Genomic DNA, 6,965 nt, shown 5'->3' on the forward strand with positions numbered 1-6,965 from the left:
GGCTAGTTGTGAACCACCACCGGATCGCCCACCTTGATAAGCTCGTGCAGCTCTTTGGCTTTATCGGGCGGCAGGTTGATGCATCCGTGGCTGCCGTTGGTCTTATAGCGCTTGCCGCCGAATTCCGGCTGCCAGCTGGCGTCGTGGAAGCCCACGGAATTGTCCTTGAAGGGCATCCAGTAATCCACCTTGGTTTCGTAGTCCTTCGAACCATCGGGCTTGTAGCCGCGCAGCGTTGAGGCGCCGTCGTTCGTCTTGATGTAGTAGGTGCCCGTGGGCGTGTCGCGGCCGTCCTTCGGCAGTCCGCTGACGATGTCGCTTTTCCAAATGACCTTGCCGTCTTCGTCGTAGAGGCGCGCCACTTGCTTCTTCAGGTCGACGTCGATGAAGCGGTTGCCGAAATCGCGGCCGTTCTCGTCAGGAGCCTGGGCCGCATTCTGCTTCATGATGATCTCAATGGTGCCGCCCTTGCCGGCCTCCAGCGCCTCCTGCACCTTGTCGGCCGTGGCCTGGCTGTCGGTAATCCAGCCGTAATCGCCGCCCTCCACCGTGTACTCTTTGCCGTCGGGGCGGGTGTAGGTGCGCTTGGCACCCGTGGTGTCCATGTTGTTCACCTGGTCTTTGATTTGCTCGACGATAGGCTCGGCGTTCAGCGTTACCTTCAGATTCTTGCCTATCTTGATATGGTCGGCCAAAAGCGCCGTGTCGACGGCGGCCACCACTTCGCCGGCCATGGTGAGCTCAAGCGTGCCCTCCAGGTACTTGTTGGCCTCTTCGCGCGCGGCGGCCAGGTCAGGGTCGTCCTCGGTAATGGCAGGGCGCGCCAGCACCGCATCGGTGAGCTTCACCTTGGGAGCGAAGTTCACCGTGCCCTTCACCACCTGATCGAGCACCACGTCGGCCAGAAGGGTGTTGCCCTCTTCCTCGGGGATGATCTTGTACGCGCTCACCGACTCGTCGTAGGCCAAGCTGGCGTCCTTGGGCGCGTCGCCCTTGGCATTGACGGCATCTACAGCCGCCTGAATGGTTTCGGCCAGCTTGGTTTCCTCAAAGGTGGACACCAAGTCGTCGGTGTCGTCGTGAGACTGGAACACCTCGTAGGGCCACGCCCACGGGTTCATCTCGGAGAGCAGGCCGTCGGCAATGGACTTGCTGTCCAGGGACATGCCCATGTCCTTGGCGCTGAGCGTGAGATCGAGCCCATGGCCCTCTACCTTGAAGGTGTAGTCGCTCAGCACGCCATCGAGCATCTGGTGCACCTCTTCGGGCGTTTTGCCCGAGATGTCCATGCCGATAATGGTGGTATGGGGGAAGAAGCGGCCCATGAAGATGAACACACCCGCCAAGTAGACAAGCGCCACCAAGCCGAGGAGCGAGGCCACCGTGATGCCGAAGATCTTCAGCCCGCGGTGCTTCTTGCCCTCGGGGGGCACGGTGTTCACTTGGAAGGTGGGCACATAGCCGCCCGCCGCCCCCTGGGCCACCGGAGGAACCGGAGGCATGGCAGCCGTGGGCTGCGGGGCCGTGGGCTGCGGATGAGCCGCACGCGGATTGCCGGGCACGCCCTGATTGCCGCCCATAGGCGCCGGCGAGGCGGAAGCGCCCTGGGAGGCCGCGTTCTGCTTGGCGTGTTTTCCTGATCTATTCTGAGCCATAGTGCGCTTTCGTAGAGTGTTTTCTGGCAGAGCGAGCATCTCGCACGGTAACGCAAAATTATACGATACCCCTCCCCCGTCGCAACGCGAGATCGCGCGATGATCGGTAAGGCTACTTTCACATATTGACGTCGCGTAAAGGCACGAGAAACAAATTCACCACGAGGCTCCCACAAAACTTACGCGAGATTCAGAGGTTTTCCCAGAACATGACCAATTTTCTTAAGGTTTGAGAGAGGAGGTGCGGAGTAATAAGCGCAAGATAAACTAAAAGTGCGCTGACCTGAGAAAAGTACCCAAGTCAACGCACAAAATACGTGGTGGACCCGCGGAGAATCGAACTCCGGTCCATACTAAATTGTCCACAAGGCGCTACAGGCTTAGTCAGCGATCAGGCTTCGGAGCGGATCGGTTCGCAGACCAACGTAGCCGCCCCTAGTCGGTTCGGTCTTTTCTGCGGCCATACCGACTACGTGCCGCAGAGCATTCCCCTAAAATGACACCTTGCCCGGTTCGGGGAAGCACCGGGGTCGGTGATCACCAAGCTACAATTAAGCAGCCATGGCGGCCGGCATGTAGTAGCCGGTCTTAGAAGTGTTTTTGCCAATTAACTTGACGGTACCCCTGTTTAGCGTGGCGAGGAGACCACGACCTGCTCCTCGTTTCGAACTTACCATGTCGAAACCAGTCGGGCCCTTATTAGGGTGTCGATCTATTCTAGCCCCGAAGTCGAAGCTGTCAAGCGCTTACTTCACGCAAATGAGCTCGGTGCTGTCTAGGTCGTAATCCTTTAGGCTGGCGCTTCGATAGGCCGGCTCCTCGTAGGTGCTGAAGTAGTAAGTTTGCGTGGCCGACGAGTAGCCGCCCGTGTAGATGGTGTACTCGTACTGGCCGCCCTCCTGCTTGCCACCGCCCTTGGTTTGGAAGGCCCCGCCCAGCGTGCGGAACAGGCGGGCCACATTGGCCGCCTCCCCCGTTTCGGCCGGATGGTGCGCGTTCAGGAAGGCCACGCGCACGAAACGGCTGACCGGGTCGTAGGCGCCCGGGAAGCCCACCATGCCAGCGGCCGAGCTGAAAGGCTTGAGCGTATCGCGCGTCCACGTGACGGGCGCGGGGAAATCGGGGTCGAGCCCCATATAGTTGCGCATGTTCTCATGGTGCCACGGGAACGGCGGCTGGTTGGTGAGCACATCCAGATCGTCGTCGTAGACATGCATGCCGTCGGCCTGGCACTCGATGACGATGGACTCCTTGGCATCGCCCACCAGCCAGTGCAGCTGGGAAACGGGATAGTTGCCCGGAGCCTTGGCCACAATGGTGATGGTCTTCAACGCGTCGCGCACCTCGGCCACCGTGGCGAAGTTGGCCGCCAGGTAGAGAGGAAACTCGTAGGCGGCCACGTTTACCGTACCCTCCACCGGGGCCGGGGCGAACTGGGCATAGCCGGGGAAGTTGAGCCCGGCTACGCCAAGACCTGCCTCATTGACCAGATCGAAGTAGCAGGGCGCTCCCTCTACCACAATGGCCATGCCGATGCAGGCGTATTTCGGCTTGATGGTACCAAGAAACGGCGCCGGCACCTGGGTACCACGGGGCGTGACGACAATGCCCTCGCCGTAATCCTCGATCCAATCGAGGTTGCGGCCGAAGTACATATGGCCTTCACTATCGGAAAAACGCAATCCTGTGCACATGACAAGTCTCCTTTGCGTAAGAACAACCTTGCCGTCATACTACGGGGCCCCGACGCTCAAGCGATCGTCGGGGCCCCGTTGGTTGGCAAGTTGTTGCTCGTCAGCGACTTACTTCTTCTTCAGGAAGTTCAAGGAGTCGGTAATTTCGCTGAACGTGTCCTTCAGCTCGGCCGCCACCTGAATGCCGTCGCGATAGATGGCGTTCACGTCGGCCGTAGCCGCGGCCACGCCCTCACGCGAGATGCCCAAATCGAACTCGTCGCCGTCAGAGGCGCGCTCGACGCGCACGCCCTCGTCGTCATCGTCCTCGTCAACGTAGTAGTACTCCTGCTCGTTGCCGTCTTCGTCAAGGAGAATGAAGCCGATTTCGTTGTCGTCCTCGTCGACAATCATGGCGTAGATGTCGCCGTCCTCGATTTCCATCTCGATGACTTCGCTCTCGATGTCGTCGACTTCCTCCACGTGATAGCCCTCGGAATGCAGAATATCCGCGTCTTCCTCGGCCTGCACGGCATCCTCGACTTCCTCTTCGTCCCAACCGTCGTAGTCGGTCTCGTTGTTCGTCGAGAAGCTGTCGTAGGCGTGCTCCAAATCACTCTCGGCGGCGTCAGCGTCGAAGATCTCGTCCTCGTCGCTCTCGAAGTCCTCGAGCTCGGTTTCCTGATCGGTCCATTCGGCATCGGTCTCGCCGAGGTCTTCAATGTTCTCCAGCTCTTCGTCCAGACCCATGATGCGCTCCTTTAATCGCAATGTTCAACAGCGGGGCCGCGAGCCCCTCTTGAACCATGATGCCACTACTTGGCTTTGCACGGTAGTCGTGCGCCGTTTCGTTTCCATCAGGACAACAAACCAAAACGGCCGCGGCTCCGCCGAAGCGGGCCGCGGCCGTCAAGCCACCTTGGGGCATGGCTCCAAACTCGGAGCCTGCGAGTGCGAGCCTCGGCGCACAGGCCGTCCTTGAGCCACTGCCCGCATACGCACCTTCTAACGCATATGCTCCTTCAGGGCGCGATCGATCTCGCGCTTGGTGTCGCGCTCTTTCATGGAGGCGCGCTTATCGTAGAGCTTCTTGCCCCGACCCAGGGCCAGCTCCACCTTCACCAGGCCGTTCTCCTTGAAGTACATCTTCAACGGCACCAGAGCCAAGCCCTTTTCGGCCACTTTGGCATCCAGGTAGCGAATCTGCTTCTTGTGCAGCAGCAGCTTGCGCTTGCGATCAGGGTTGGGGTTGAAGATGGACCCGTTGGCATAGGGCGAGATATGCACGTTGTTCAGCCACACTTCCCCATTGCGAATAAGCGCGAAACAATCAGTAAGCTGGCAGTTGTTCTCGCGCAGCGAGCGCACCTCGGTGCCCGTCAGCTCGATACCAGCCTCGAAGGTTTCCAGAATCTCGTAGTCGTGCAGAGCCCGGCGGTTCTTCGCGATGACCTTTTCCTGACGCTGCTTCATTACGCGCGGTCCTCGGCGGTGTCGGCGTCAGCGCCTTCGCCCTCGTCACCCTGCGCCTGGGAACCCCCCATGCCGGGAACGAAGCTGACCTCGGGCGTAAGGTCGAGCGCGAAGCGCGTGATAAGACGGATGGTGGCATCCACGTCGTCGAGGCACACCGTTTCCGTGGGCGTGTGCATGTAGCGCAGCGGCACCGAAATAAGGCCCGTGGGAATGCCGGCGCGCGTTACCTGGATGGCGCGGGCATCGGTGCCGGTGACCGAGGGCTCGGCCTCCAGCTGGTACGGGATGCCCTCGGCCTTCGCGGCCGCCACAAGGCGTTCGAACACCACAGGGTTGATGTTGGGGCCGCGAGCGATAACCGGACCGCCGCCGCAGATAATCTTGCCGTACTTCGTCTTCTCGATGCCCGGGTAGTCGGTGGCATGAGTGACGTCGAAGGCCAGGGCCACGTCCGGGTTCACGGCATGGGCGCTGGTCATGGCGCCGCGGGTGCCGATTTCCTCCTGGGTGGTGGCCACGGCGATGAAGTCGCCGGGCGCACGGCCCGCCTCGGCCAGCTTCTCCATGACGCGGCAGGCGATGAACACGCCCACCTTGTCGTCGAAGCACTTGGACACGGCCATGTTCTTGCCGAAGCGCTCGAAGCCCACGCCGAAAGTGATGGGGTCGCCCACACGCACGAGCTTCTTCACGCGCTTGGCCGGCAAGCCCAGATCGATGACGAGGCTGGAGATAGGGGTGACGCTCTTGCGCTCGTCGGGCTCGATGAGGTGGATGGGCTTGCGGCCCACAATGCCGCGCAGCACGCCACTTTCGGTATGCACGTCCACGCGCATGCCCGGCAGAATAGCCGCGTCCACCCCGCCCAGCATGGACACCGAGAGAAAGCCGTCATCGGAGATATAGGTTACCATCAGGCCGATCTCGTCCATGTGGGCCGCCAGCATCAGCGACGGCGCATCTTCGGTGGCGCCTTCCAGCACCGCCTGCACCGAGCCCATGGTGTCGGTGGCAATCTCGTCGGCCACGGGCGCCAGACGCTCGCGGACGAGCGCCGCCACCGGCTCCTCGAAACCCGTGGGCGACGGGGTTTCCAGCAGCTGCTTCAAGAACTTGATCTGCTTCTTTTTCATGAAATGCTCCTTTGTGGAATAAATCGTCACCAGCCCAAGCGTCATAGAGCCGGACCGTCCTACCAGTAGCCCTTCGAGTGCTTGCGCTTACGCTCAGGCTTCGGCGGCCGGAAATCCAGAGCCAGCTGTCCGTCGGTAATGCGCTCTTTCTTATCGGCATCGGCGGCCTGCTTGCGCTCCACCTTCTCGATAGTCCACGACACCGCCGAGGCGCCGAACAGCTCGAGCATCTTCAAGCGCGCGTCGTGGGCGTTGGCCTTCGTGCCGGCCCGCGCATCGCTCTCGAACTCGAACAGCCCGCGGGAGCGCTCCGACGAGCCTTTAGGTGACTGGTAATGGGAAATGTAGGTTTGCATAGGAAAGTCGAAATCCTTTCGCCAAAAGTTCGCAAGCCATCATAGCACGGAAGGAAAATCCTGACACAAAGAGTCCCACCCCGCACCGCAAACCCCCGCAAACGCCACTCCGAGATGGGTGATGCCGTGCGTTTTCCATCATGCCATGCGCGGGGCGGCCAAACGGCGGCCATCTTCCATCGTGCCGCGCGAAGGTTGGCCAAATGACAGGCGCCTTCCATCATGTAGGCAGCTGGATGGCCAAGCAGCGCGCGTTTTCCATCGTGCCGCGCGAAGATTGGCCAAATGCGGCGTGTTTTCCATCGCGCCATGCGCGGGGCGGCCAAATGCGGTACGTTTTCCATCGACGCATCGTCAACAGGCATTTTTTGGCCAATCATCCTGCACTTTCCGTCATTTCAGTGGCCAATCGAGGGCCGGTTTCCACCAACTGTGCGGCGACGTAACTTTTTACCAGTTCAGAGCCTTGCGCAAAAATCCCTCTTCTCGCACCCGAGCCAAAATTGACGGAAATCACGACCTAATTGGCCAGAAGCGTCCCTTTTTCTCCCTCCGGATGGAAAACACAGGCCAATTGACCACCACCAGAATCCGCGACGAAGCCGATGAAAGCACAGTCCCTTGCTTGCTTGCTTGCTTGCTTGCTTGCTTGCTTGCTTGCTTGCTTGCTTG

Annotated in this window: 7 protein-coding genes and 1 other RNA gene; 1 reads left to right on the forward strand and 7 read right to left on the reverse strand. The window is 60.5% G+C overall.

What is annotated here, in order from left to right:
• Positions 1-2 precede the first annotated feature (2 nt).
• From QZ307_RS05140 to QZ307_RS05170, 7 genes are all read right to left on the reverse strand, one after another.
• On the reverse strand, positions 3-1,655 hold the full coding sequence (locus QZ307_RS05140; protein WP_295996799.1) for a L,D-transpeptidase family protein: 1,653 nt from the start codon (positions 1,653-1,655) through the stop codon (positions 3-5).
• 318 nt (positions 1,656-1,973) lie between these two features.
• Positions 1,974-2,351, reverse strand: a transfer-messenger RNA (tmRNA) gene (gene ssrA / locus QZ307_RS05145).
• 50 nt (positions 2,352-2,401) lie between these two features.
• Complete coding sequence (gene bsh, locus QZ307_RS05150; protein ID WP_295996801.1) at positions 2,402-3,349, reverse strand: choloylglycine hydrolase; 948 nt, start codon at positions 3,347-3,349, stop codon at positions 2,402-2,404.
• A gap of 108 nt (positions 3,350-3,457) precedes the next feature.
• Positions 3,458-4,078 (reverse strand): hypothetical protein, encoded by a 621-nt coding sequence (locus tag QZ307_RS05155; RefSeq protein WP_275208143.1) that lies wholly within the window; start codon positions 4,076-4,078, stop codon positions 3,458-3,460.
• A gap of 255 nt (positions 4,079-4,333) precedes the next feature.
• The gene (gene smpB / locus QZ307_RS05160; protein WP_295996803.1) at positions 4,334-4,801 is read right to left on the reverse strand and encodes an SsrA-binding protein SmpB; all 468 of its coding nucleotides are present in this window, start codon (positions 4,799-4,801) and stop codon (positions 4,334-4,336) included.
• Positions 4,801-5,937: a M42 family metallopeptidase gene (locus QZ307_RS05165; protein ID WP_295996806.1), complete on the reverse strand. Its 1,137-nt coding sequence runs from the start codon at positions 5,935-5,937 to the stop codon at positions 4,801-4,803. The genes smpB and QZ307_RS05165 overlap by 1 nt, the downstream gene beginning before the upstream one ends.
• Before the next feature lie 59 nt (positions 5,938-5,996).
• On the reverse strand, positions 5,997-6,293 hold the full coding sequence (locus QZ307_RS05170; RefSeq protein ID WP_295996808.1) for a hypothetical protein: 297 nt from the start codon (positions 6,291-6,293) through the stop codon (positions 5,997-5,999).
• A 236-nt stretch (positions 6,294-6,529) separates the two neighbouring features.
• Between QZ307_RS05170 and QZ307_RS05175 the strand changes: the two genes are divergently transcribed.
• Positions 6,530-6,739, forward strand: coding sequence for a hypothetical protein (locus QZ307_RS05175; protein WP_295996811.1), 210 nt, complete (start codon positions 6,530-6,532; stop codon positions 6,737-6,739).
• Positions 6,740-6,965: the final 226 nt, after the last annotated feature.

Origin of the sequence: uncultured Adlercreutzia sp. (genome assembly GCA_910585575.1) — a bacterium.
Lineage (GTDB): Bacteria > Actinomycetota > Coriobacteriia > Coriobacteriales > Eggerthellaceae > Adlercreutzia.